This window comes from Pseudohalioglobus lutimaris (genome assembly GCF_002866825.1).
Taxonomy (GTDB): Bacteria; Pseudomonadota; Gammaproteobacteria; order Pseudomonadales; family Halieaceae; genus Halioglobus; species Halioglobus lutimaris.
The window spans coordinates 56,958-81,120 of record NZ_PKUS01000007.1; the positions used below are offsets into that span (position 1 = coordinate 56,958).

19 protein-coding genes are annotated in these 24,163 nt (G+C 55.8%); 10 read left to right on the top strand and 9 right to left on the bottom strand.

Annotation, left to right across the window (positions count from 1 at the left end; genetic code table 11):
• The first annotated feature begins 228 nt into the window (after positions 1 to 228).
• From C0039_RS07420 to C0039_RS07435, 4 genes are all read left to right on the top strand, one after another.
• Entirely contained in the window at positions 229 to 1,719 is a 1,491-nt protein-coding gene (locus C0039_RS07420; RefSeq protein ID WP_101517715.1) for a DUF1254 domain-containing protein, read from the top strand.
• 33 nt (positions 1,720 to 1,752) lie between these two features.
• Positions 1,753 to 3,201 (top strand): DUF1254 domain-containing protein, encoded by a 1,449-nt coding sequence (locus tag C0039_RS07425; RefSeq protein WP_101517716.1) that lies wholly within the window; start codon positions 1,753 to 1,755, stop codon positions 3,199 to 3,201.
• Between the two features lie 291 nt (positions 3,202 to 3,492).
• Complete coding sequence (locus C0039_RS07430; protein ID WP_101517717.1) at positions 3,493 to 4,383, top strand: cation diffusion facilitator family transporter; 891 nt, start codon at positions 3,493 to 3,495, stop codon at positions 4,381 to 4,383.
• 20 nt (positions 4,384 to 4,403) lie between these two features.
• Positions 4,404 to 4,970: a methyltransferase family protein gene (locus tag C0039_RS07435; protein ID WP_076000920.1), complete on the top strand. Its 567-nt coding sequence runs from the start codon at positions 4,404 to 4,406 to the stop codon at positions 4,968 to 4,970.
• A 612-nt stretch (positions 4,971 to 5,582) separates the two neighbouring features.
• On the opposite strand, the gene C0039_RS07440 is transcribed toward C0039_RS07435, so the two are convergent.
• The 5 genes from C0039_RS07440 to C0039_RS07460 all read right to left on the bottom strand — a co-directional run bounded on the left by C0039_RS07440 (position 5,583) and on the right by C0039_RS07460 (position 11,766).
• Positions 5,583 to 6,200: a hypothetical protein gene (locus C0039_RS07440; RefSeq protein ID WP_076000921.1), complete on the bottom strand. Its 618-nt coding sequence runs from the start codon at positions 6,198 to 6,200 to the stop codon at positions 5,583 to 5,585.
• 232 nt (positions 6,201 to 6,432) lie between these two features.
• Entirely contained in the window at positions 6,433 to 7,932 is a 1,500-nt protein-coding gene (locus C0039_RS07445; RefSeq protein ID WP_101517718.1) for a hypothetical protein, read from the bottom strand.
• Positions 7,929 to 9,068, bottom strand: a complete 1,140-nt coding sequence (locus C0039_RS07450) for a sulfotransferase family protein (protein WP_076000923.1) — start codon at positions 9,066 to 9,068, stop codon at positions 7,929 to 7,931. Before C0039_RS07450 ends, C0039_RS07445 begins: the two co-directional genes overlap by 4 nt.
• A gap of 30 nt (positions 9,069 to 9,098) precedes the next feature.
• Positions 9,099 to 9,893 (bottom strand): SDR family NAD(P)-dependent oxidoreductase, encoded by a 795-nt coding sequence (locus C0039_RS07455; RefSeq protein ID WP_101517719.1) that lies wholly within the window; start codon positions 9,891 to 9,893, stop codon positions 9,099 to 9,101.
• A gap of 136 nt (positions 9,894 to 10,029) precedes the next feature.
• Positions 10,030 to 11,766: an N-acyl-D-amino-acid deacylase family protein gene (locus C0039_RS07460; RefSeq protein ID WP_207796397.1), complete on the bottom strand. Its 1,737-nt coding sequence runs from the start codon at positions 11,764 to 11,766 to the stop codon at positions 10,030 to 10,032.
• Between the two features lie 195 nt (positions 11,767 to 11,961).
• Between C0039_RS07460 and C0039_RS07465 the strand changes: the two genes are divergently transcribed.
• Positions 11,962 to 12,672 carry a transposase gene (locus C0039_RS07465; protein ID WP_207796398.1) on the top strand — a complete coding sequence of 237 codons (711 nt, stop codon included), beginning with the start codon at positions 11,962 to 11,964 and terminating at the stop codon, positions 12,670 to 12,672.
• Between the two features lie 34 nt (positions 12,673 to 12,706).
• Here C0039_RS07465 and C0039_RS07470 read toward each other — a convergent pair whose 3' ends face one another.
• Positions 12,707 to 13,540: an alpha/beta fold hydrolase gene (locus C0039_RS07470; protein WP_101517721.1), complete on the bottom strand. Its 834-nt coding sequence runs from the start codon at positions 13,538 to 13,540 to the stop codon at positions 12,707 to 12,709.
• Positions 13,541 to 13,765: 225 nt separating this feature from the next.
• Here C0039_RS07470 and C0039_RS07475 point away from each other — a divergent pair, with 225 nt between their 5' ends.
• The 4 genes from C0039_RS07475 to C0039_RS07490 all read left to right on the top strand — a co-directional run bounded on the left by C0039_RS07475 (position 13,766) and on the right by C0039_RS07490 (position 19,323).
• Positions 13,766 to 15,298 (top strand): S10 family serine carboxypeptidase-like protein, encoded by a 1,533-nt coding sequence (locus tag C0039_RS07475; protein WP_101517722.1) that lies wholly within the window; start codon positions 13,766 to 13,768, stop codon positions 15,296 to 15,298.
• A gap of 192 nt (positions 15,299 to 15,490) precedes the next feature.
• Positions 15,491 to 16,564, top strand: coding sequence for an NAD(P)-dependent alcohol dehydrogenase (locus C0039_RS07480; RefSeq protein WP_101517723.1), 1,074 nt, complete (start codon positions 15,491 to 15,493; stop codon positions 16,562 to 16,564).
• Between the two features lie 230 nt (positions 16,565 to 16,794).
• Positions 16,795 to 18,204, top strand: coding sequence for a wax ester/triacylglycerol synthase family O-acyltransferase (locus C0039_RS07485; RefSeq protein WP_101517724.1), 1,410 nt, complete (start codon positions 16,795 to 16,797; stop codon positions 18,202 to 18,204).
• A gap of 99 nt (positions 18,205 to 18,303) precedes the next feature.
• Entirely contained in the window at positions 18,304 to 19,323 is a 1,020-nt protein-coding gene (locus tag C0039_RS07490; RefSeq protein WP_101517725.1) for an alpha/beta hydrolase fold domain-containing protein, read from the top strand.
• 108 nt (positions 19,324 to 19,431) lie between these two features.
• Here the strand turns inward: C0039_RS07490 and C0039_RS07495 are convergent, their stop codons facing one another.
• From C0039_RS07495 to C0039_RS07505, 3 genes are all read right to left on the bottom strand, one after another.
• Entirely contained in the window at positions 19,432 to 20,034 is a 603-nt protein-coding gene (locus tag C0039_RS07495; protein ID WP_101517726.1) for a hypothetical protein, read from the bottom strand.
• 206 nt (positions 20,035 to 20,240) lie between these two features.
• A complete protein-coding gene (locus tag C0039_RS07500; protein ID WP_198171629.1) occupies positions 20,241 to 20,957 on the bottom strand; it encodes a hypothetical protein in 717 nt (238 codons plus the stop codon).
• Positions 20,958 to 21,204: 247 nt separating this feature from the next.
• On the bottom strand, positions 21,205 to 22,623 hold the full coding sequence (locus C0039_RS07505) for a DUF1254 domain-containing protein (RefSeq protein ID WP_101517727.1): 1,419 nt from the start codon (positions 22,621 to 22,623) through the stop codon (positions 21,205 to 21,207).
• Between the two features lie 135 nt (positions 22,624 to 22,758).
• Here C0039_RS07505 and C0039_RS07510 point away from each other — a divergent pair, with 135 nt between their 5' ends.
• Positions 22,759 to 23,931 carry a helix-turn-helix domain-containing protein gene (locus C0039_RS07510; RefSeq protein WP_101517728.1) on the top strand — a complete coding sequence of 391 codons (1,173 nt, stop codon included), beginning with the start codon at positions 22,759 to 22,761 and terminating at the stop codon, positions 23,929 to 23,931.
• The last annotated feature ends 232 nt before the right edge of the window (positions 23,932 to 24,163 follow it).

Consider the following 24,163-nt stretch of genomic DNA (forward strand, 5'->3'; position numbering starts at 1 on the left):
TTCGTCATTCAGGGCCTTTGGCAATATAAGAGTCCGCTGTCGTGGCGTAAAATGACTATTCACAGCCTACTGACTGATATTGTTAATCAGTAGCCAGGCATAAACAAGCACGCGACTGGACTACGGAAGGGCTCGCCGAATGCTTTGCGCGGGTTCTGCGAAACGACGATCGTAGACGTTAGTTGGCGATAGCGCTTGGTCTATCACACCGATTAAAGGAAGGTGCAAATGTTTGCCCACATCAAAAATACCCTCTTGGATTATCGCGTAAAGGTGCTCGCTGCTTCTTTCCTTGCGCTGTTGGTACTACCGGTAAAGGGAGCAGAGCTTGAGACTCGAATTGGCCCACTGGCCTATGAGGCGGGCTACCCGGCGGCGGAGACCGTTGAAAAACTCTATGATGAGCTGGATTACCAGCGCGCCGTTCAGGCCTATCTGTGGGCGCTGCCTATGGCTTCTTACGGGGCCATGGCAGATGCGCATAAAGCCCTGGGTGCTAACAGTCACACGGTAGTTGTAGCGGACAAACTGGCGCAGCCAAAGCAGTTGGCGCTCACCGCGAACCAGGACACAGTCTACATGTCGGGTGTGCTGGACCTGCGCGAAGGCCCGATGGTAATGGAGCTTCCTCCTGGCCTGCTCGGCACGATGAACAATGTTTGGCAGCAACCGCTGGTCGATCTTGGTGGCCCGTTCTCCCCCGAGCAGAACCGCGGCGGAAAATTTCTGATTCTGCCGCCCGGGTACGATGGACCGCTGCCGCAGACCCATCACCACATCGCGCGCTCTGATACCAATATCGTAGTGTTTTACCTGAGGGCGGTGCCGAAAACGCGAGACGATATCCCCGAACTGGTTGAACTGATCCACACCTATCGCCAGTACAAGCTGGAGGACGCAGCCAACCCGCCTGAAACCAGGTTTGTATCTTTGTCAGGCAAGGAAGTCGATTTGCTGACCAACGAGGGTCTCGCCTATTTTGAGACCCTGGCACGCTACATCAACGAGAACCCGCCACGCGAGCAGGACATGGCGATGCTCGGTGTGCTGCAGACCCTGGGCATTGTTCACGGGGGCGAGTTCGAGCCGGACGAACGCATGAAGGCCATTCTCACCGAGGCAGCCACCGTCGGGCGGGCCATGGCAGAGGCGCTTGCCTTCGCGCCGAGAGTGCCCGCGGACATCGTGTATGCGTACCCGGGAGAGCGCCGCTGGAAGAAGATTTTCTTCGCTGACCCCACATTCCACGAATCGGAATACATGGCTATCGATCTTCGCAGCAAATATGCCTTCGAAGCGATTGGCACGGCGAAATCCATGGTGGTGTCTGTGCCCGGCCAGGGCTCCCAGTACATCGGCGCCTATCAGGATGCCAACGGCGATTGGTTGACTGGCGACCACACCTATCGGATTCGCCTGCCCCGGGATGTGCCGGCAAACATGTTCTGGTCGCTGACCGTCTATGACAACGACACCCGTTCCATGATCCAGAACGAACACGGACGGCCGCTCGTCGGCTCAGTGCATGGCGCTACTGCCAACGAAGACGGCACCTTCGATCTGTACTTTGGGCCAACACAGCCAGCAGGTGCCCGCGAAGAAAATTGGGTACAGACTAAGCCGGGGAAAGGGTGGTTTGTTTATCTGCGCCTGTACGGACCGGAAACCTCCTACTTTGAGAAAACCTGGATCCCCGGCGATGCGGAAAAGCTCCAATAGGCAATACGCGATACGTTCAACAGGAGAACACACATGAATCGATCATTCACCGTTGGCAAGACCTTGCTGGCAATGATGGGATTAATTGCTGCCTGTTCTGGCGCCGTCGCGCAGACGGTTGCAGTGACGCCGGAGGAGGCCGCGAGAGTCGCCCGTGATGGCTATATCTACGGTTTTCCAATGGTGATGAATTACAAGACCATGTGGAACTACGTCGTTGACGAGGATAGCCCGGAATACAAAGGGCCATTCAACCAGGTGTCATGTGACGCGAGGCTGTTCACCCCCCAGGACAAGGCAGTGGTAACGCCCAACGCCGACACGCCCTACTGCATGTTCTGGATCGACCTGCGAGCGGAGCCGATGATCCTGTCCGTGCCCGGGATAGAAGCCAGGCGGTATTACAGCTTTCAACTCATTGATCTTTACACCCATAATTTCGGCTATGTTGGAACGCTCAGTGCCGGCAACGAGGCGGGCCGCTATTTGATCTCCGGCCCGGGCTGGGATGGCAAAAAACCGGCGGGCGTTACTGATGTCCTTCGCAGCGAGACCAGCTTCATCTTCACGGTCGCGCGCACGCAACTGTTCGGCCCCGATGACCTGAACAGCGTCAAGGACATTCAGGGGCAGTACCAACTGCAGCCGCTGAGTGCTTTCTCAGGGCAGGCACCGCCCGCCGCGCCAGCCCGACCCGATTTCCCGACCTGGGACGAGGGCTCCCAGCTTGACCAGCGATTCTTCATTTACCTGGACTTCATGATGGATCTGCTCGGGCAACCGGGGCCGGGGGAGGAGGCGCTATGGCAGGATCTCGCACGCCTGGGTGTTGGCCCCGGCCAGAACTTCAAACTGGATGCGCTTTCCGCCGGGCAGCTAGAGGCGTTAAACGCGGGCGTCAAACAGGGGTTCACTGAGATGGAGGCCTTCATTGCCGAGCATTCGAACGACCCGCTGGCCAGCGGGAAATGGTTTGGCACGCGGGCATTCCTGGACGAAAGCGCCCGGTCCAATTACGGCCTCGATCAGCCCGACATGCTTCGCTCGGTTGCCGCCCATATGGGGCTCTACGGCAATTCGGCGGCCGAAGCGGTTTACCCAACGTACCTGACCGATGCCGAGGGTGCACCGCTGGACGGCTCTTCTCGCCGCTACACGATCAGTTTCGCAAGCGGGGCGCTGCCGCCGGTAAAAGCGTTCTGGTCCTTGACCATGTATGACGGAAAGACTCAGCTGTTTATCGAAAATCCGCTCGACCGATACCTGCTGAGCTCAGAGATGCTGGAGCAAATGAAACGTGAGGAGGACGGCTCTCTGGTGCTTTATGTGCAGAAAGATTCACCGGGGCCTGAACTGGAGTCCAACTGGCTTCCCGCGCCCGACGGGCCGTTCTACATGGTCTTACGGCTCTACGGCCCTGAAGAGACCGCCCTCCAGGGGCGCTGGACGCCCCCGGATGCAATAGGGGACAGACCACGTTAAAAACAGGGGTCTGTCCCCGTTAATACGCCGATTGAAAGAGCGAGATACCTCGTTTCAGGCCATCCGCGGCCGCCTTTATGCGCAAACTGCCGCCGGATTCTCTCGGCTGAAACCAACCGAGAAACGCCAGAGAATCCAACAACGGTCAGCCACTTGACCTTCCTCTTGGAGGAAGGTTTATCTTTTACCTGACTACACGGTTTGTGTGGGAAAAACCTGAGGCGACAACGTACCTGATTAGATACAAGGGGTTGTTGCCAGCGACGTACAACCAACCTGTAAGAAAATGGTATGCACGATCACCGACATGATCATATGAATTCCTCCTCCGATAGGATTGGTCGGGTATTCTTTCTCAACGTCGCCTTTACCGTCATCGAGTTTGTCGGCGGCTGGCTAACTAACAGCACAGCGATTATGGCGGACGCAGTGCATGATCTAGGGGATAGCCTGTCTATCGGACTCGCCTGGCTTCTTAGTAAGCTCAGCGGCAAGAGAGCCGATAGTATGTTCTCGTACGGATACCATCGGTTCTCTTTGTTGGGAGCGTTGATAAACGGATTCGTCCTGATTGCAGGCTCGCTCTGGGTCCTCAGCGAGGCAGTTCCCCGTTTGTCCGACCCTCAGAGCCCCAACGCACTCGGAATGCTCGGGCTGGCCATCCTGGGTGTAGGGGTCAATGGCTACGCCGCTTATAAGCTAAGCCGGGGGAAGACACTCAACGAACGCGTACTAAACTGGCATTTGCTGGAGGATGTGCTGGGGTGGCTGGCGGTCCTCGTCGTTTCTGTGACGCTGCTATTTGTGGATTGGCCCATACTGGACCCACTGTTGTCTATTGTGTTCACGCTCTTCATATTGGTGAATGTCATTCGCGTTATCGTAACGACTGGTTCGTTGCTCATGCAGGCCACGCCGGATAAGGCATTGTATGCAGACGTTATCGGCGTCTTTCTGGAGACGGAGCACGTGGCGCAGGCACATCATGTCCACCTTTGGTCGCTCGATGGAGAGCGTCACGTAATGACTGCGCATCTTCAGCTGGATGAATGCATTGGCTATGTCGAGCAGAGGAGCATTAAGGCTGATCTTAATAATCGCCTGAGCAAGTTCAACTTTATTCACACGACTATCGAACTTGAATTCCCGGATGAAGAGTGCAGGGATGAGAGCCAGGATTAGTATGCAAAGGCTTTGGCAATATGACTGAATCGATACTGATAATCGTCGTCCATCAGTTAGTGTTTCAGGGAATGTTCTTTGTGAAGAACTTTTCCTTGCGGCGCCGCCTGGGAAAACCAATCCGTGGAAGTAACATAGAGGCCAGTGTATTTATCGGTTTCTCTGTTATCTTTCTTGGTCTTACATTTGTTGAGGCTTTCCGGGGTGCCGGGGAAATGGGGCCGCTCTCAACATGGGATAGCGCCGCATTTTTGCTGGGCATAATCCTTATGTCTGCCAGCGTTGTTGTTGCCTGGGCTTCCCTGAGGGATCTGGGAGATTCATGGCGGGTAGGAGTAATCGAGGAGCAACAGACGACGTTGATCGAAACCGGTATTTATCGATTCACGCGAAACCCATACTTTGTCGCTTACCTTATTCTGTTCGCCGCCTACACTGTGTTCCTACAGAGCCTGCTGTTGCTGATTCTCTCAGCTGTTGGTTTTGGACTCATTCACATGCTGGTTCGTAAGGAAGAGACCTATCTGGCTACACAACACGGCGAAACGTACCTGAGATACAAAAACAATGTGCCTCGTTACTTATGACAGAAAAGGGGGACAGACCACAGTTTTCTGTGGCAATGTGGGACAGGCCACAGTTTTCTGCAGCCAGGTTGTGACCGGCCGGATCTGAATATTGAGTGAACTCGAATCCGCCGCCAGATTCAGTCGACCGCAGGAACTGTTCCGGTATTCTGCCAATTCTGATACTGATGTCATCATTCCCAGAAGAGCTCGAATGCCTGTTGCAGGTGTCCCCTGGCATATTGGCCAGCGTGTTGGCAATCGAAGTGCCTATTTATATCCGCGGATGATTACAGTCTTTACCTTAACCTGCTGAAGGAACAAGCTCGAAGATACGCTTGTTCCAGGCATGTCCATCCTCTGACGACAAATCATGTGCATATCCCGCTGACGCCGGAAACTGTAAACGGGGCCTCACTGACGATGAAGAACCTGGGGCGGCGCTATGTGTAATACGTTATCCGGGATTGCCAGCGCAGTGGTACATTGCGGGAGGGGGCGGTAGCCCACCTAGCACTCAGATGGAACAAATACCCGGGCGTCGTGTAGAGCCAGGCCGCCGGGGAGTCAAGGACTCAAAGAAGGCCGGTCGTAAGTGTTTAATCGTGGTCTGTCCCCGGTTTTTTCGCAGGCTTATGCGCTGCATGTTCTGTCGGTGCCGCTCTCTTCGCGCACATCCTCAAGATCTCCAATTACTTCCACCAACAGGACTCTTGCCTGGCCTACCGATGTCAGTTTGCTATCACGCTCCACCAGTTCGGGCAGCATCGCTTCCGCTGCGCTTTCACCGTCGGTCTCTGCAACGCTCATTACTTCTAACCAGTACCCGGAAAGAGCGTAGTCATAGTTTTTGTTCGTTTGGGCGGCCTCTGCATAGGCAACTGCAACCGAATGTTTGCACCGGGCCAGGGCTTCCAGGCCGCGATAGGCATCGTCTCCAATCTTGCTGCGCAACTTTTCCATCTCGGCGGCGACTCTACGGCTCTCAGCTTCGCGCGCACTCTCTCCTTTTTTGGCCCCGTGAATTCCGCCGGTTACCGCTCCTGTACTGCCGCCCCAAACTGCCCCACGGGCAGCTGCATCGCTTACGCTTCCGCCAAATACCAGCGCTGACACCATGCCGCCGATAGCCCCCACTGCTGCACCCCCGGCAGCGCCCTGCGCTGCACCGCGGGTCGATTCAGTAGAGCAGGCAGTGATGCCTACAGCCAGCGTCGCCGTCAAAAGCAGTCGTTGTAGGACCAGGTACATATGTGTTTCCCATTATTTTCTGGATGAATAGATATGCGTCAGTATAGACAACTGCTCAGGTTTCACATTACGGGCGCAGGAAACAGGCGTTCTGCAGCAGCTCATCTGATTCGCCAACAATAGCAGGCTGAAATTTCAGGGCAATACAATTGTTGTACTACGTTAGCCTGGTGCGAGGAGGGCCAGCGGAGAGGCTATACTAAGTGGCTTGGGGAGTGGCGGTACCTTCCGGTTAGTCCAGGGCCGCTCGCCATCCCTGTGTTTCGAAGTCCTTTCTGCTGCAGTGTCCTACCCTTGGAAGAAAGGGCTGCAGTTCTGGGTCATCGGTTTCTCCTAGGGCCAAAGCCTTCAGTCGCAGCAGTAGGGGGTTGGTACGCAGCAGCAAGCGGTAGGTGAGCTGGCCGTCCAGATAGGGACCCCAGTCCATCCAGTTCACATGCTGCTGCCGTGTTGCGTTACCGGGGCGATTCTGCTCGGTTGATACCACCACCGTGTAATACCCATCCGGGTCCAGTGTAAGATCCCTGTCGACCAATGCGTCGTTGCATATGCCCGCCCAAAAATTGTAATTGGTGATGGTGAAACCACGTATTTGCGCAGCAGCTGAGAACACAGGTTCGTTGGGGAAATCAGGTGTTCTAAATGGTTTTGCCCTGACGACCAGCAATTCGCCCAGGCGACTGCTGTATGGAGTACCCAGGTACAGAATGTCATCGCTCGCGAGTATGTCGTAGGGCAGACCCCAGTTGGACCGCGTGCTGAACTTTCCGGCCGCTACCTGGGCACGGTAATCCGGTATTGGGAGCGCCGCGAACCGGGTGGTTTCAATCGGATACTCATCTTTGGCGTAGGGGAGGCAACTCTCGTGATGCTCTACTATCGTGCCCTGCGCATCCATCAATGTCACAGAGGGTAGGGGTACGCCTGTGCTGTTGGGCGGGTTAGCTCCCAGTACAGAGTCGGTCGTGCGCAGCAGAAGGAATAGCGCGGGGTTGGGTCCGCCATTGCGCTTTTCCCCTGCATAGATGGTGTTCGCGGTCGGGCTCTCAGGCAGCGGCTCGAACAGGATCGTGATCGTAAAAAATTGCTCGTCCAGGGCAGTACATTCCTCGCGAAAAGGATTGCGACTGCCCGGGTCCGGATCGATATCCTTGTCCACCAGGGTTGGCAGCGTGTTGGTATCGAAGTCATTGGGGTGAAAGCCGAAGTAGCGGCAGCGCAGGTACTGGCCGCGAATTACAACGCTTCCCCCCTGTGGTACAGCGAAGAATCCTTCGGGTGCCCCGTCGCCATGCCAGAAGCGGTTACTGAAGTAATTGGACGCGGACGTATCCAAAAGGTAGGGAAAGCGGTTATTCGTCAGGGGGCTGCCAGCGCCTGGCCAGCCGGTTGATAGCGGTGCACCGGTGAGTTCGCCGGCCAAGTACTTGCCATCATCCAACCGCATGGCGCAATGCTCAGCGATAAAATCGGATATGCGCCCTTCTATAAGCGCGAGCTCAGGATCACACAGCCTGGGAAATACACCCAGCACCGCCATTCCCCGGGCATCGCGTGCCTCGGCCAGCAGATCGTACAGCGCCTGAAAATCTGCCTTGATGGGCTCCGGCGCGACATCCAGCAACTGCCTGACGGTATCGGCATGACCGATAAACTCGTTGTGGCCATGTTCAATATGTAGTTCGCCAGCTAGCAGGCTGCGCCAGGTATCCCTGAATGCTTCAATACTCAATTTGCAATCTCCTCCTGGGCAACCGGCGGTGAGCGCGGGTGCTCTGTATCCGGCGTGAACGTGGTCATTTTTTCATAGCCGAAAGCTTCAAAGGCAAAGCCCCAGTGCTTGTTAACCGTATTGATTAACTCATCGGGAAATTCGAACGCGTTTTTGCGGTAACTGCCCAGACTATCCAGATAGGATTGTAGCTGCGGGGCTACCTTTTCAAAGTCGCCCAGCTGCAACTGGCTATAGATTCTTCTCATGACGAGCATGGGTTCTCTGTCGAGTTCTTCGAAGCGTATTTCTACGAGATCTTCCGGCGGTATGAGCGAGCGCTGTTCCAGATACTTGTTCAACAGTTTGTCGTAGGCGTGCAGTATCCAATTGTCGATCATGTTCCATTCGAAATCCTGGAAGTTCTGCCCGGGCAGGATCATCCGGTACATGTTGCGCATCGACTGATACACCTGGTATGGGTTGCGCACGATAAATACATACTTGGCGCCCGGAAACATCGTGGTCAACAGGCCAACTCTGCCGGTATGGGCCGGTGTTTTCAGCACCAGCTGTTTACCCTCGTTTAGCAAAGTGGCCTTTTTCAGTACATCCATGTATGCAGACTGCCACTTTGCCAGTTCCTCGGGGTTTTGACCCAGTTCTGTGACGTAACGGTCGTATATATCGGGCAGCGAACGAGGGAAGCTGGCAAAGTGAAAGGCCGCATGTTCGGTGATGCTCACTAGCGCAAGTTCTTCCTCCTGTGGGGCATCCAGCGTAATGGCCACATTGTCCATTGGGCGTGTATCGGGCATGGATGCGGCGATACGTTTTTTTAACCAGCCGCGTCCTATCATGGCAACGGGATGCAAATTCGCCTGGTAATTGGTAACAAAGCCGAACTGTGGATCCTGCCAGAACAGGTAATGAAGATGCGTGGTGCCACTGCGGCCCATGCCCAGCAGGAAAACAGGAGGTGCGGCCAGTTCTGTTGCGTCTACCCGGCTGCCCCAGCGCAACTTCTCATACAGGCGAAATGGTTCCACAAACAAGCTGAACAGGAGGCGTTGGGCAACGTACCCCCAGTAACGGAAGTCCACTTTCCCTCGACGTAATAACCGAAGCAGTGCCGGCAGTTGGATAAACTGTGACATCGCCGAATTGCGTTCTTGGTCGCTCACAATTTAGTCGGGAAGGTCTGCAGACCACGGCACGCCATTGATATGACCTCCCCCGTCTGCGTGGATGGTGTTGCCGTTGACATAGCGTGCACCTTCGGAAGCGAGAAATACGGCCAATGGTCCGATGTCGCGTTCGCTGTCGCCAAGCCGCCCCATGGGGTTCAGGTTGAGAATGGCTTGCGCAGATTCCGGCTCCCATTCCATATACGCTTCCCAGGGCGCCGTAACGGCAGCGGGGCAGATGATATTACAGGTGATGCCGTGGCGACCCCACTCGGCGGCTGCTGTGCGTGTCAGTGCCCGCAGGGCTTCTTTGGAGCTGTTGTAGCCCACAGAGAAACGATGGGCGTTGATGCCGTTCAGAGAGCACATGCTGATTATCCTTCCCCAGCCGTTGGCCTTCATGCTGGGAAAGAGCTTCTGCATGGCCCATAGAGGAGCGTGATAGTTCACCTCAGCGAGCGCCCTGATGGCCCGCTCGTTGGTATATTCCATGCGAGTGGGCTGGCCATCCCCTGCGGTCGCATTGTTGACCAGTATATTGATGTCGCCGATGTCGGTGGCAACCTGGTCAATCTTCTCTTCAAGTTGTTTTCTATCGGTAATGTCAGTTTCCAGGAACAACGCTCGGCCCTGTGGGAAATCCCGATTGATGTTGTCTTGTGCCAGCGTGCCCACTTCAACATCGCGCGCCGCCAGAATCACGTTCGCGCCCTGTTCAGCGTAGGCCCTGGCGACTCCCAAACCGATACCCCGACTACCACCCGTGATGAATGCTGTTTTATTTTGTAGTTGCATCAGGGTCGGGCCCTCTTATCGCTGCAAAATTTAGTTAAGCATCGGTATCAAAGAAAGGCAAGGAGCTGCGGGAAAACGGGGGGAAAACGGGGACAGACCACGTTTTCGGCAGCCAGGTTCTAACAGATGGTTTCGTTTAACCGTGGTCTGTCCCCGGTTTTTGTGGCCCGCGAACCAGACGACCGGGCAGTGCACCCGTTGCGCGCCCGTTGCGCTGCACCACTTCTCCGTTGACCAGGGTGGCGGTATAACCGGTAGCGCTCTGGTGGACTCTGCGCCCATTGGCCGGCAGGTCATATTCAACCCGCGGGGGAAGCAGCGTAAGCGCGTCAAAATCGATGATGTTGATATCGGCGCGATAACCGGCACGCAGCAAGCCCCGGTCCTCCAGGCCAACCGCGACTGCGGTGTCGTGGGTCAGACCCTTGATGACCTCGGGGATCGTAAGCCGCTCACCTTTATCGCGGTCGCGAGCCCAGTAGGTCAATAAATGGGTGGGCAGGCTGGCGTCGCAAAGAAACCCAAGATGCGCACCGCCGTCTCCGAGCCCATAGAGGCTGTGAGGATGGCGCAGCATCGATAGTGCCGCATTCAGGGTGCCGTCGGCGATATTCACTACTGGCAGCATCAGTACCGCCTGGCCGTCCTGCTCCAGCATCAGGTCGTAGGCACAGGTTGCCGGGCTGACCCCCTGGCGAGCCGCAATTGCGCTGACCTTCTGCGTGGCGTCGGGCTCGTAATCGGGTTGCTCGCCCAGCGGATACATGAGGTCCCAGCTGCGCAGCAGCATGTCGCCGGGGAAGTCGGATGGCTCAGGGGTCTCCTCAATAATCTTTGCGCGCACGGCAGGATCTCGCAGTGCCTGGCGCCGCTCTGCGGGCGGCAGCGTGAGCAGTGATTTAAAGGTGGATGTGTAGCTGAAGGGATTGAAGCTCGTCTCAAAGCCCATCAGGATGCCAACGGGCCTGCCGCTGACCTGCGCCTTTACCTGCAGGCCGTCCCGCTGACAGTTCTCAATCCAGTCGAGCACCGTTCTCCACTTGTCCGGTGCGTCGTGCCACTGCATGACTGTCACAGACAGAGGGCGCTCTGTTTGCTCTGCAACACGACGCAGCATGGCGAGCTCTGAATCAATATCGGAAAAGTCTGACACCAGTTGCAGCACGCCACGCCCGCTGTCTCGCAATGCCCGCCCAATGGCGACAAGCTCCTCCTCGGCAGCATCCAGAGTGAAAATGGGTGTGCCATCACTCGCTCGATGGTTGATGGTGCGCGACGTAGCGAAGCCCAGGGCGCCAGCGTCAATGGCTTGCTTTGCCAGCTGCTCCATGCAGGCACGGTCCTCTGCAGTGGCCGGTTCGCGTGTTACGGCGCGCTCGCCCATGGCAAACACACGCAGCGCCGCATGAGGTATCTGGGTGGCGATGTCGGCATCGTACTCGCGCTGATCCAGCTGGTCCAGATACTCAGGGAAGCTCTCCCATGTCCAGGGCAGGCCGGTGGTCAGCACGATCTCGGGTAAATCCTCCACGCCTTCCATCAGAGACACCAGGCGCTGTCGGTCTGCGGGTTTGCACGGTGCGAAACCGACGCCACAATTGCCCATCAGAACGGTGGTAACACCGTGCTGGGAAGATGGTGTGACGCTGTTGCTCCAGGTAACCTGTCCGTCATAGTGGGTATGGATATCTACAAACCCGGGGGTGACCAGCTGCCCGGTGGCGTCCATTTCCTCGCGGCCCTGAAACGCGAGACCGGTGCCCAGCGCGATAATTCGACCGTCCTGAATTGCGATGTCAGCCTGAAACGCGGGTTTCCCACTGCCATCTACCACCTGTCCGTTGCGAATCACCAAGTCTGCTTGCTGTGTCACCGTAAACATCCCTCATCGTATTTGTGCTTTCGCGCATTGTAGCAGCCCCCGCACAGATCACGAGAGAAAAGGGAGAAAAGGGGACAGACCACGGTTTTCAGTATCCAGCTTGTGAGCGACCACATTTGATCATTGGGTACTCCCCAATCCACGACTACAATCAGTCGAAGGCAGAAGCTGTGCCGGCAGTCTGCCATGTCTGATATGGATGTCATCATGCCCAGGAGAGCTCGAATCGCGGTTGCAGGTATTCCCTGGCATATTATCCAGCGTGGTAATAATCGATCTGCCTGCTTCTACTCACCAGGCGATTACTCCCTGTACCTTCATCTGCTGGAAGAACAAGCCCGGAAATACGCTTGCGCTATACATGCCTACTGTCTGATGACGAATCATGTGCATATCCTGCTGACACCGGAAACCGCAAGCGGTCCCTCACTGATGATGAAGAACCTCGGGCAGCGCTACGTGCAATACATCAACCGGAAGTATCAGCGCAGCGGTACATTGTGGGAAGGGCGGTTCAGGTCGTGTCTCGCACAAAGTGAAAACTACCTGCTAGTTTGCTCTCGTTATATTGAACTGAATCCGGTGCGCGCTGCGATGGTGGATAGGCCCGGGCAGTATCACTGGTCCAGTTTTGCATGCAATGGAGAAGGGAGGTCTGACAAGTTGATCTCTCATCATCCACACTACATGTCTCTTGGCAACTCGGCGCAGGATAGATGTCGTGCATACAGAGACCTGCTCCGTGTGCACGATGACGGCAAGACAACCGAAGAAATCCGGCGTGCCACGCAAGGAAACTATGTTCTGGGCGACAGTCGGTTTAGCGCTGATATAGAACAGATACTTGGGCGCCGTGTAGTGCCGGGGAACTCGGGAAGGCCGGTAGGAAGTTGTTAACCGTGGTCTGTCCCCGGTTTTGTAGTTTTTTCATTCACAGCGTTTCCAGAAACCCAAGCACTGCTTCAGTGAAAATATCATTCCGGTCACCGGCCACCATGTGTCTGGCTTTCTCCACATCAACATAGCTCGCATGAGGAATGAGTTCCAAGAACTCCTGTACTTCGGCTTCGGTAACGACGTCTGAGGCGCGGCCACGAATCAGCAGCACCGGCAGAGTGATAGCGCGTGCAGCGGCGATCACTCTTGTGGGTTTCTCCGGGCTGTCCTCGCTTTGCGCAAAAAACTTGGGGTCCCAGTGCCAATAAAAGCGCCCATCTTTCTCACGCAGGTTTTTACGCATTCCGCTGGCGTCATCGCGTCGCGGACGGCCGGTGTATAGCGCTACAGCATCGGCGGCTTCTTCCAGGCTGCCAAATCCGCGTTCAATGTGCTCATTCATGAAGTCGAATATACGCTGCACACCGTCAAGGTTGAGACTGGGTGTCACATCCACCAATACGATCGCTTTGAACATTTCCTGATGGATTTCACCGGCGCCAAGCATCGCGGCAATGCCCCCTAATGATGCACCAACGATAACCGGTGGTTCATCAAAAGAGCGAGCCAGGCACGCCATATCCAGGGAAAAGTGTGCGAGGTCATACAGTCCCTCTTCGGACCATTCGCTCTCTCCGTGCCCTCGGTGATCATACGCAACTGCATACCAGCCGCGCGATGCGAGCTCGCTGGCGGTGCCGCCCCATGAATGGCGGGTTTGGCCTCCGCCATGCGAAAGAATGACAGGTGGGTTATTACGGTCACCGTAGGCGTCGGCTTTTAACGTAATGCCGTCTTCGCCGGTGAATTCAAAGCAGGTTGGTTGCATAGTCTTGGGCTGCTGTAGTTATTAAGCGATCCCATCCTAACTGTTTGCGACTATTTCGTGTAGGGATGGGCGGTGGACCGGCATCCTGGAGTCCCAGTCAGTTGGGCAAGCACCGCAGTTTTGGGTGGTAAAGCGTTACTCTACCATTCTACCGCCTTCAAGGATAAAACCCGGATCCTGTGTCGTTTGAAATTGAGCTACACTGACCGATTACGGAAAACGCAGATGTTGGCCGACGAAATGGCCACCACCAAACGTAGCAGGGAGACGCTGACCATGAGCGACAACAACGATAAAAATTCAGACGATAGCCAGGCAAACAAGGGCGGCAAAAAGACGTTTACTTTCACTAGTGGGTCTACAGAATTGGTCACTGAGGTAGTCGCCGACTGGATGCCACTGCATATCGACGAGAAACCGGCCGCTGATATGTTCTATACCGCCTATCTGGTGAAAGACGATAGCGAGCAGAGACCGATCACATTTTGTATTAACGGCGGTCCGGGCGGCAGTTCGGTTTTTCTGCAGTTTGGATGTGCCGGGCCGCGCATCGTAGCCTATGACGAAGAAGGCCACGAGGCAGCAGGAGCCAAAAGCCTGGTTGACAACCCATCCCACTGGCTGGGATTTACCGATCTCGTCTTTATCGATGCCATCGGCACCGGATATAGCCGGCTTCGAACCGAAAAAACAGCCGACCCTGATAAACCAGCAGAGAAAAAGGACAATCCCTACTGGGCGGTGAAGAAGGACCTTGCCAGCATTGCAGAGTTCATGCGCAAGTTTCTCACCGCGCATAACCGCTGGCAAAGCCCCCTGTTTTTCGCGGGCGAAAGCTACGGTGGATACCGGGCCGCGAGGCTGGTTAAACTCTTTTCCAAGGAGTTCCAACTGGTCGTCAATGGCCTGGTTGTTATCTCGCCAATCTGGCAGTTCCGCGATGCTTCTGACTCAGACTACAGCACCAGTCAGTGGGTCAATCAGCTGCCAGTATATGTAGGCATAGCGCATAAGCATGCTCTGTGCCGACATACAGAAGCCGGCACGCCGATGTCTGACGTTCTCGAAGCGGCGGAAAAATTCGCCATCTCCGATTATGCCCGTGCACTGGTCGCCGGGACGATGATGGACGATGGCGAGCGACACGCAATCTTCACCCGGGTGGCCGATATGATTGGGCTGGAGGCCTCGTTTGTTATCGAATCCGAAGGCCGCATCACCTTCGTCGACTTTGCCCGTCTGTTAAAGAAACAGGACCACCGGATTACCGATCTTTACGACGGTAGCCTCACCTCAGGCGACGCATTTCCCAATCGTACCAATAATGAAGCGGCGATAAATGAAGCCTTGTTCAATACGATGAACCTTTATGCCGCCGCCATTTACCAGTGGCAGCGCAGTGAGCTGGGCGTGTCGACGGACTTGGAATATACAGTGCTTAACCATGAAGCTCACAAGGCCTGGAAAAACGATGAAAAGGAGTTTGACCTGTTCCAATTGGCCGAGTCCATGGACGATTTTCGTGCCGGTGTGACCACTAATACGGCGATGAAAGTGCTGGTCGTTCACGGCCAGTACGATACCGTGACACCTTACTTTGCCAGCAAACGCCTGATGCACCAGAGCCGCATGACAGCCGAGGCCAGAGGGCGAGTCACGGAAAAGCTTTATGAGGGCGGCCACATGTTCTATTCATGGCACGAACAACGCAGGTTGTTCAGCGAAGATGTGAGGGAGCTGATTGAGTCCTTCGACTGATTGCCCTGCTTGTGTGTCTGAAGTTTCCCTGGCTTTCTAATGCGCGTTTTCATCTATGCCGACGCGACGGATTATGCGTCTTTAAGTTGTCGGAACGGTTCGTTTGACTCACATCAGCGCCGACCCATGGAGACCGGGGTATGGTGTAGGAATGTGGCAGCGTCGTACGTATTCGAACCGGAGGAGACTCACATGTCCAGGATGATGAAAGCGGCAATATTCGTTGAACCCAATCGGATCGTACTCGAGGATAAACCGATCCCCGATGTGGGTCCGCTTGATGCGCTGATCCGCATCACAACCACGACCATCTGCGGTACTGATGTTCATATCCTGAAGGGCGAGTACCCTGTCGAGCGTGGCCTGACCATAGGGCACGAGCCAGTGGGTGTGATCGAGAAGCTGGGTTCGGCTGTTCGCGGTTACGAAGAGGGCCAGCGCGTTATCGCCGGTGCGATCTGCCCCAGCGGCCACAGTAACGCGTCGCTTTGTGGCTGCCATTCCCAGGACGGTCCAGACAACCAACACGGCTTTGAGCCGCTGGGCGGCTGGCGTTTTGGCAACACCATCGACGGGGCACAGGCGGAGTATCTGCTGGTGCCCGATGCAATGGCAAACCTCGCTCCCATTCCTGAAGCCTTATCGGACGAGCAGGTACTGATGTGCCCCGACATCATGTCGACGGGCTTTTCCGGGGCGGAAAGCGGAAACATCCGCATCGGCGACACGGTTGCGGTCTTTGCTCAGGGGCCGATCGGCTTGTGCGCCCTGGCGGGTGCCCGCCTGATGGGTGCATCGACGATAATTGGCGTTGAAGCCGTGCCTGAGCGGATGAAAATCGCTCAGGTGATGGGCGCCGATTATGTCGTCGATTTCACCAAGACCGATCCGGTCGACGAAATTATGCGGCTGACGGGCGGTCGCGGGGTCGATGTGGCAATCGAAGCGCTGGGTCGGCAAGACACCTTTGAAGCTGCGCTGCGCGTGGTTCGCCCAGGTGGCACACTCTCTTCCCTCGGGGTTTATTCAAGCGATCTGAAAATTCCTCTCGACGCTTTCCTGGCGGGCCTCGGTGACCACAAGATCACCACGCTGTGTCCAGGCGGCAAGGAGCGTATGCGCCGGCTGATGGATACTATCGCCAGCGGCCGTCTCGATACCAGGCCGCTTGTCACCCACCGCTATAATCTCGCACAAATTGAGCAAGCCTACGACTTGTTTGCGAACCAGCGCGATGGGGTACTTAAGATCGCGATCACGACTTGAGGCGGAAGAAGCGTTACCTCCGTATAGGCTTGTGAATGTGTGGGTAGCAAGGCGGCCCTGGCGACGTTGTGTTCGGTTGCGCACCGTGCGGTTATACCGCTGGGTCCATTCACGGGCGCCCTGCTTGTAGGCATGGCTTCCAGTATCGTCTATATTCATTGCGATGAATTGCCGCAGCAATTCTTCGAGACAGGCAGGTCATCCTGCCGGGCAAGAGAGGCAAGCCGCTCATGAGTCAGTTCAGACAGCTCAACGCCACTGATACCATCTTTATCGCCAGTGAGAATGTCAGCACCTACAATCATACGGCGGGGTTGATGGTTCTTGATCCTGGGGATACAAAGCCCCTCAGCTTTGTTAAATTCCGCAAGCGTATGGCCGAAAGGGTAAAGCTCGTTCCCCAGTTTTTCTGGAAAATGCACGAGGTGCCCGTGGGTCTGGACCTGCCCTATTGGGTAGAGGATGAGGCATTCAGCATTGACCGCCATATCCGCCGCATTGCCCTTCCCGAGCCTGGAAATCGTGCCGCCCTCGGCGAACTGGCAGGGCTGCTCTACAGTCGTCACCTTGATCGTCGTCACCCGCTGTGGGAGATGTGGTACATCGAGGGGCTTGCCGACGGCAGAGTGGCAGTGATGATGATATTCCACCACTGCCTTATGGACGGCCAGAGTGCCATTCGTCTGCTCGATCTTCTCTCCGACGCAAAACCCAATGCGCGAGCGCGCAAGGCCGGCATCCAGCCCCCTGACATTCAGGCTGGCCGCGCCCCGTCACCTTACGAGCTGTCATTGCGTACAACGCTGCACCTGTTGCGTTCGTCGGGCAAGATGACCGAGAGTATCGCCACGATCCTGCTGCCGAAGCTGCTAGAGGGGGTGAGTTGGCGGCGTGCTGAAAGAAATGCCGCGCCGCCTTTTGTTCCCCATCCACTGTTGAACGCAGACATCGGTAATGCCCGCGGCTTTGTTTTCGGTTCCCTGCCAATGGCAGACATTCTGCGTATCAAGCAGCATTTCGCGGTTACCTTCAACGACGTTGTACTCGCACTGGTAGGTGGCGCCCTGCGCCAGTATCTCTCCGCTCGTGACGCACTGCCCAAACACCCGCTCCGTGCTGGCATGGCGATATCGTTGCGAGCGGAGGGTGACGAGGACATGTCGAACAAGGTGACGAATGCGCACGTCACACTGGCTACCGATGAGGCAGACCCTGTCCGCCGATTGCAGGCTATACACGCGGCATCGATGCAGGCCAAGACGGCCGCCCGCGGTGACGCCAAAGGCGCTATGGAGTTCGTGCAAAGCCTGCCGCCGCTGTTTCTCACAGCGATCATAGGGTCGGTGAATGCTGAACAAAGTGCCAATCTTATCGGCGCGCATCTTGCCGTCTCCACAATGCGCAATGATGGTGCCCCTCGCTATCTCGCCGGCGCAAAAATAGAAAGCACCTTTCCAATGTCCGTGATCGCGGCAGGCATCGCACTGAATGTGACCTGCATCAGTAGTGGTGACACCCTGGACATCGGGTTGACTGTGAACCTGGATTCATTGGACCAACCCTGGGCACTGGTAAAGCACCTGAAAGAAGAACTGCTGTTGTTGAAGAAGCTTGCTCGCAATTCCAAGCGTTCAGCTTAGATACGATATATATGAGCAACTGCCGGGATCAGTAGCCGCCACTGAACAGGGTTGCTATGCTCTGGCCGGACGTTTTATAGAATTTAAGGTAGTCGGAACTTGTTGAAACAGCTGTTGATCTTTCTCGGGGGAGTGGTACTGACCACTCTTTTTTTTGTGGGCCGCAGCTTTCTGGACAGTCCCCCTGATTCTACATTTGCAAGTGCTGAGGCAAGTAAGGCCGCAAATGAGATGCGCAGGCAGATGGCGCCGCACGTCGTCAAACTGGTGACCGGAGATATTGAAGACAGGCGCAAGCTACTTAATGATGTTTTCTTCACTCCGCGTATCGCCGAAGCACGAGAACTCTACCCGGTGCGTGAGACAGTCATGCCGATAGACTCTGTCTATACCGAAGTATTTGAGCCCGTTGATGGCGTGCTGAAAGACAATGCCAACCGGGTGCTGATCAATTTGCATGGTGGCGCCTTTATGTTCGGAGCCCGCACAGAAGGGCAGTTGGAGTCCATTCCGGTTGCCAATGTGGCTGGCATGAAGGTGGTAAGCGTAGATTATCGCCAGGGCCCGGAACACCGTTTTCCTGCTGCCAGTGAGGATGTAGCTACGGTCTATCGTCACCTGCTGAAGGATCACCAACCTGGACAAATCGGGATTTTCGGCTGCTCCGCAGGAGGAATCCTTACCGCGCAGTCCGTGGCCTGGTTCGACGCGCACAATCTGCCGCAGCCGGGCGCAGTCGGGATTTTCTGTGCTGGCGGAGGCGCCGTCTTTGGTGGCGATTCAGCGGTGATTTCAGCAGCGTTTGGTACCAACTTTGCCAGTGATAATGAGATGCCCTATTTTGAGGGTACCAGTCTGGATGACCCCCTGGTCAGCCCGTTTGAGCACCCCCGGGTCATGGCCCAGTTTCCGCCTACACTGGTCATTACCAGCACGCGCGACCTTACCATGAGTGCAGGTCTGGCCACACATCAGCGACTCCTGGAGGAGGGCGTACCGTCCGAGCTGCATGTATACGAGGGATTAAATCACTACTGGTATGCGGATACCGGGCTCCCGGAGTCCAGGCATGCCTTCAAGGTCATGGCGGATTTTTTCGACCGGCACCTGGCCCGCTGAGCTGCCGACTTAATAGGGACTTAATAGGGGACAGACCACGGTTACGGCGGTGAGATAGTGTTTCGCAGGGGTTGATCCCTGGGTACTCTGGAACTTGCTCTCGTTACGTTAAGCTCGACCCGGCTCTGGCTTCGAGGGAGGAAGTGCAGGGAAGGCTGCTCGAATGCGGTTAATCGTGGTCTGTCCCCATTTCCTCCCGTGCTTATGACGCCAGTTGCTATACACATCTTTACCGGACGTTGAGCTATTCGCCAGCTTGTAGCCGCGGTTCATTAGCTTGTCCTCGGCTTCGCCACCGCGCTGGCCGATCAAGTCTTTCAGGTCGTGTGGGGTGTTGCCGTCGTTGTGATGTGACGAATGATGACCGTCTCCCGAGTGTGAGCCCTTGAAGTGGACATGAATCGAGCGTTCCTCCCATTTGTAGACCTGGGTATCACCTTCGTTCTTGCGCTTAACCTTATGACCATCCTGGTCACGGAAGTGGTTTGCCTCGCCATGAGGCGAAAGGTTCCACTGCTTACCATTGGTAAGGCGGATATCCACATAGCCTTGACGCTGCGAGAATTGGCACGGGCCGCTGGCCCCTTTCTTCTTGTCGCCATGGTGATAGAACTCACAGGTAGCCTGAGTGGTATCAGCCATCACCTGGCTGGTGACTGCCGCGATCGATAAACAGCTCACCTGCAAGACTCTTAAGCACGTACTTTTCATGTGTCTTTCCCTCGTCTGGTGTTTGTTGCTACGAACTCTTACTTATTCTATACGGGGGCATTAAGCTAAAAGTTATGCTGGTGTAATGCAAGTTTCCAGTAAAGCAGACCAGCCGCAAAGCGGCACGTCTCAGGTGCTTCCAGAGCGTCAAATGCGGGGCCACCCGGGCTACCGCCTAATCCCTGGCTAATGTGAGGAAAACGCTGTCACCCGCCAACGACAAACGCGTCGGCTATCACGTAGGTTTCCGGCCCGAAGCGGATAACGCTGGTGTCTCCATCACGCGTGACCTTGAAGTCCCAGCCGGCGGAACCGTCTGCCTCCGCGCTGTCTGCGCCAATTGCCCGGTTTCCTTGAAAGAACAGCGCGCGCCTCATCCCATCCGGTTTGGAGACTTCGACCAGCGTTGTGCCGTCTTCAGACCAGTTGCGAATCACGCCGGCGGGGCAGCGCTGGCCTGCTATCTCGCCATCGATACTACAGGGCAGTTGAGCCGTTGCATGGTAGCGGGTGCCCGGCACAAGCGCATCCACCGGTTCAGGATTTGCTGGCGCCAGGCTGCTGGGCATACCCGTATTAGCGTCGCCCGTTGATATGGAAACCAGAGTTATGCCGGATAGCGTATCGACCTGTATGCCACCCAGAGTGCGGGCGAATGCCTCGTCGCTGCAACCCACCAGTATCGCGCTATCGTCAAGGTAATCGCGGGTCAGCGGGCTCTCTCCCAGGCGTCGGCAGGGCGTTCCTGCCCTGGGGTAGCCGTCACCAAATGGCGCGAGACTTGTTGGAATTCCCGCGGCGTCAGCCCCGATTACATCGGGGTCGACTGAGGGAACAGCTTGTGCCGTCTTGATGGAGACGCCCAGCGCAAGGCCGAGCGAAACAGCGACAGAAAGTGAAAGAAAATAGTGACGTCGATCCATGGTTTACCATCCGTTCTGTTGAGGCTGTGCGCTGAGTGAGACGAGTACTGTTTCGGACCTGTATCAGCGTGACTCCGCAGGTGTGCATCACCGGGGTTGCCATGCTGGCCTGTCGCCATTTTCGGCGATATGAACTGGTCTCGATCAGGCGACTACAGCCAGTGCCCGTTATGCCAATAGGCGGGCTGATACTTACCGCACTTGGGTTGGTATTTCTGAGCCGCAAATTATCGAGCTCGCGAACACCCTAGTGCGCAAGACGTTGCAATTCGGGCAGCAGGTAGTCATTTTCAAGCACCGCGGCTTCCGGTTCATAGAGCCGCATCACCAATATAAAGTTACCCGCTGGTACGGGTAGCCAGTTCGTATTGGGGTCGTCGGGCCTTTCATGTTGCAGCGTCAGTGTAAGCGAGCCGTCAGGGTTGTAGCGGAGGCCTTTGGTGCGGTCGCCAATGCTGTAGCGCTGGAGCTCATTTTCTTCCAACTGCTGGTCTGTAAGCCTGTACGCCGCCAATGACCAGAACCCATCCACCGGTGGCATTTCGTCGGCCGCAAAGTGAAGCTGATAAACCTGCCCCCCTTCCATAAGCTCACCGTCCGGGTCAAAAATCATCGCCGGGTATAGCGATTCTTCAGGTAGGTTGCCGTAGCCACCCAGTGCTACCGAGGCACGGTGCATATAGTCGAAGCCGTAACGGCCAATCTTCTTCGAGATCATCCATCCGTTATAGTCGGGAATGGTGCGTTGCGCGGCAGCTTTCACTATCTCTTCACCGTCCTCCACTGCCCTTGCCAGACCGCGGCGCGCTGCTTCACTCAGCGTCGCCGGGTCAAAGGGTTTGGAACGCGCCAACCCGATCGCCTCGAACTGTGCCATCAACGCGGCTTCAGCAGCGCGTGGAGGCAGCTTTTCAAGCTGTGCATGAAAAATACTGAAGAATTCAAGATTATTGATGACCTCCCTGGCTGACGCCTCTTCCTCTGGCGGCATCTTCGGCCGCTGGCCGGGTGTAAATTCCGACAACGAGGCCAGCCAGATATCGTTCACCAGTGCCATAGCAGCTTCGTAATCCTCTGGCCCCTCAACCAGCATGCGGCCCAGCAGCCAGCCTTGTTCGCTCTCTACAGGTACTTGTCTGACACCATCAGGCAGGGTTCCTGTCCAGTTGGGGCCCGTGAGTCCGAAGTACCCCTGCTCTGTGCCCGTCGTACGCCGACCTATGTGCTCCACCTCGCTGTAGAGATTAGTGACGGCAATGGTGTAGTAACGCCGCTGAGTATCAGGAGTATGGATAATCAGAGGCTCTTCGCTGACGTCGAACCAGCCACTGTAGTAGAGCGTGTCGTTATTGGGCGCTCGCAGGTTACCCCCGGTATCCGGACCCACGATTTCGGGGAATCGATACAAGCGGTTGACCGGCGCATACACTTGCTGATCGTCAGACACACGATGGGTTTCATTGTGCATTTGCTGCGTCATATCGACGATCGGGTAAGCGTAAAGGTACGCCAGCGTACCTATGTGGTAGGCCATGGACTCTTCGATCAGCGCATCGTTCTGTTGCTGCCGAGATGCCACGATACCAGCCAGGTTGGCATTGATGACCAGTGCACCGGCGACAATTGCCGCAAAGACCAGAGAAATAACCAGTGTCCGCTTCTTCATATGCGACTGACCCGTAAAGTGAGTTCCCGTTCATTGTATACACTATTCGCGGTCACGGGAGACGTGGCTTGCCTCCCCTGGGGCGATTACTTATCCTGAGGCCAGGACAAAAACGAGAGAGTAGGTGTCGACTGCATGAATTGGCTGACCTGGTTTGCCAACCTGGGCGCCGCGCAGGGATTGATTCTGGCACTTGCCATCGCCACCGTTCCCTATGGCAACCGGCTCGCCAATCGAATTCTGGCGGCATTTCTCCTGGCCCAATCCCTCCGGTTAATATCGCTGTCCTATTACTACTCGGGTGAGCTATTGATGCCCGGAATGCCGATCTACATGCTGCAACATCTGAGTCTCACATTTGGCCCCCTGCTGTACCTGTATGTGCACGCGTTGGTGGATAAAGGCTTTGCTTTAAGGCCGGCCTATTTCTGGCATTTCACGCCTATGCTGGTGGCCGTGATTATCTCCTTTTCAGGGCTGATGATTGGCGATTTGTTTGGCCAGTATGACAGCTACAGCGACGTTCCTCTGGAGCTTAAGTCAAGAATCTCCTTTGTCACCTTGCCGGTCGACGTTTCTCTGGCAATCTACTCTGCGGTGGCTCTGCGTTACATCCAGCGCCACCAGGTGACTATTCGGTCGGAGTTTTCCAATCTGGAGAATATAAACCTGCGCTGGCTCAGGTGGCTGCTCTGGTTGTGTTTGGCCAGTGCTGTTGTTGCAGGCATTTTTGAGTTGCTCCAGGGACTTCAAGTGCTGCACTTCGGTCGACGGGTGGTGGCCGCAGCAGTCGCCAGTGTGGCAACTATTTATTACATCGGCCTGATGGGGCTGCGCCAGCCTCGCATCTTCGATATTGCCTCTGAAGCCGCGACTTCTTCCGAGTCTGCCGCAGAGCCGGAAACGACGCATGCGCCAGAGAATGGAAGTGGCAAATACCTGAAATCCGGCTTGCGCGATGAAGAGGTGGAGCGCTTGTGGGAGAAGCTGACGACCGTGATGGAGAAAGATAAACCGTATGTTGAGCCCGGTCTCAAAATCGCAGACCTGGCCCACAGGGTGGGGAGCCGGTCAGACTACCTTAGCCAGGTGATCAACACCCAGTCGCGGATGAACTTCTACGAGTTTATTAACAAATTTCGCGTGGATGAGGCATGCCGCCTGCTGGAGGCGGATGTGAGCAGGCGTCAGAATATCGCCGATATCGCGCAGGACGCCGGGTTCAGCTCCATTAATGTTTTCAATCGGCACTTCAAACGTTTGCGAAATACGACGCCCAGTGCCTACCGCAAAAGCCTCTCTGCCTGACGCATAACCCGATCTTCTGCGAGAGCCCCTTCCTCCCCTTCAAAGCCAGTACAGCCTGGTGAATCATTCTTTGAAACACCAGTCTAGTAGGCCTTGGGCGTCTGCTTTTTGCCAATCTTTGTCTGAATACCAGCAAATCGTCAAAAATAAATATACATATAAATCAATGTGTTGTGTGAGTTTTTTCGGCATCCCTGTCGGCTGGCTGGCCTGCCGCTGTATGCGCTGGCCG

What these genes read in the sequence shown, in the direction of transcription:
- C0039_RS07470 (WP_101517721.1), bottom strand. Translation starts at nt 13,540, where the DNA reads ATGCAACCAACCTGCTTTGAATTCACCGGCGAAGACGGCATTACGTTA.
- C0039_RS07420 (WP_101517715.1), top strand. Translation starts at nt 229, where the DNA reads ATGTTTGCCCACATCAAAAATACCCTCTTGGATTATCGCGTAAAGGTG.
- C0039_RS07435 (WP_076000920.1), top strand. Translation starts at nt 4,404, where the DNA reads ATGACTGAATCGATACTGATAATCGTCGTCCATCAGTTAGTGTTTCAG.
- C0039_RS07465 (WP_207796398.1), top strand. Translation starts at nt 11,962, where the DNA reads ATGTCTGATATGGATGTCATCATGCCCAGGAGAGCTCGAATCGCGGTT.
- C0039_RS07485 (WP_101517724.1), top strand. Translation starts at nt 16,795, where the DNA reads ATGAGTCAGTTCAGACAGCTCAACGCCACTGATACCATCTTTATCGCC.
- C0039_RS07495 (WP_101517726.1), bottom strand. Translation starts at nt 20,034, where the DNA reads ATGAAAAGTACGTGCTTAAGAGTCTTGCAGGTGAGCTGTTTATCGATC.
- C0039_RS07425 (WP_101517716.1), top strand. Translation starts at nt 1,753, where the DNA reads ATGAATCGATCATTCACCGTTGGCAAGACCTTGCTGGCAATGATGGGA.
- C0039_RS07455 (WP_101517719.1), bottom strand. Translation starts at nt 9,893, where the DNA reads ATGCAACTACAAAATAAAACAGCATTCATCACGGGTGGTAGTCGGGGT.
- C0039_RS07500 (WP_198171629.1), bottom strand. Translation starts at nt 20,957, where the DNA reads ATGGATCGACGTCACTATTTTCTTTCACTTTCTGTCGCTGTTTCGCTC.
- C0039_RS07450 (WP_076000923.1), bottom strand. Translation starts at nt 9,068, where the DNA reads ATGTCACAGTTTATCCAACTGCCGGCACTGCTTCGGTTATTACGTCGA.
- C0039_RS07475 (WP_101517722.1), top strand. Translation starts at nt 13,766, where the DNA reads ATGTTGGCCGACGAAATGGCCACCACCAAACGTAGCAGGGAGACGCTG.
- C0039_RS07440 (WP_076000921.1), bottom strand. Translation starts at nt 6,200, where the DNA reads ATGTACCTGGTCCTACAACGACTGCTTTTGACGGCGACGCTGGCTGTA.
- C0039_RS07510 (WP_101517728.1), top strand. Translation starts at nt 22,759, where the DNA reads ATGAATTGGCTGACCTGGTTTGCCAACCTGGGCGCCGCGCAGGGATTG.
- C0039_RS07480 (WP_101517723.1), top strand. Translation starts at nt 15,491, where the DNA reads ATGTCCAGGATGATGAAAGCGGCAATATTCGTTGAACCCAATCGGATC.
- C0039_RS07505 (WP_101517727.1), bottom strand. Translation starts at nt 22,623, where the DNA reads ATGAAGAAGCGGACACTGGTTATTTCTCTGGTCTTTGCGGCAATTGTC.
- C0039_RS07430 (WP_101517717.1), top strand. Translation starts at nt 3,493, where the DNA reads ATGCACGATCACCGACATGATCATATGAATTCCTCCTCCGATAGGATT.